This window comes from Falsiphaeobacter marinintestinus (assembly GCF_007923355.1).
Taxonomy (GTDB): Bacteria; Pseudomonadota; Alphaproteobacteria; order Rhodobacterales; family Rhodobacteraceae; genus Phaeobacter_A; species Phaeobacter_A marinintestinus.
This window is the reverse complement of the sequence record NZ_VOGO01000056.1, coordinates 1-868: the sequence shown is the minus strand read 5'-3', so window position 1 is coordinate 868 and position 868 is coordinate 1. Positions and strand designations below refer to the sequence as shown.

Annotated in this window: 2 pseudogenes; both read left to right on the top strand. The window is 56.6% G+C overall.

The features are described from left to right. A pseudogene (locus FOY56_RS23400) lies at positions 1-254 on the top strand (ABC transporter ATP-binding protein); the annotation flags it as partial. Further along, positions 251-868: pseudogene (locus FOY56_RS23395) on the top strand (ABC transporter permease); the annotation flags it as partial. The pseudogenes FOY56_RS23400 and FOY56_RS23395, both read left to right, overlap by 4 nt.

The following is an 868-nucleotide window of genomic DNA, read 5'->3' as shown; positions in this document are numbered from 1 at the left end:
CCGGCAAGACCATCATCCTGATCACCCACTCAGTCGAAGAGGCCTTGCTGCTGGGCGAACGCCTGCTGGTGATGGCGCCGCGGCCGGGCCGCATCCACAAGGAATACCGCCTTCCATTCGCCGAACTGGGCGTCGGCGCCGACCTGCGTGAGGTCAAAAAGCATCCCGATTACGCCAAAACCCGAGAAGAGATCCTCGAAATGATCTGGGATATGGAAGAAGAAATCATGGGACGTTCGGAGGACGCACAATGACCGGCATCATCATTCTTCTCGTCTACATTCTGATCTTTGCTGGCTCTTTCTTCATCATCAAGTTCTTCGTGCAGCGCGCGCAGGCAGATTATACATCGCTAAAGACAGTGACTTTTGGCGACGAAAGCGCCGTCGTGTCCAACCGCTGGGCAAGCCTTATTTCCATTGTGACGATCTTCCTGATCTGGGGTGCCTTTACCGGGTCGAAATATGTACCGGGCTTTCTGCAGGCACCCGGGCCGTTTGTCGGTGAAATGTCGTTTGTCTATACGATGGAAGATGCCAATGGCGCGACCGACGACGCCACTGTGTTCGTCAACGTGTTCAACTTTGGCGAAGACGTCGAAAAATTCGAAGTGCCTCCGGGTGAAGGCATGGCCAAGGACGACGCCGTCGCCATGACGGCCTCGCGGACGCAAACCATCCTCTTTGACAAGAACGACGAAACCAATCGCAAAGGCGGTGCAAAAGTTGTCGCCATTGATGGTGAACCGATCGCGCCTGGGCAGGCATTGGTGACGGACAAAGGGCGCTTTGCGCTGACCGACAAAGGCGCGATCAGCTTTTCGCCGCCCGGCGGGCTGCAAATGGACCCGGTCTATCTTCCGCCACCG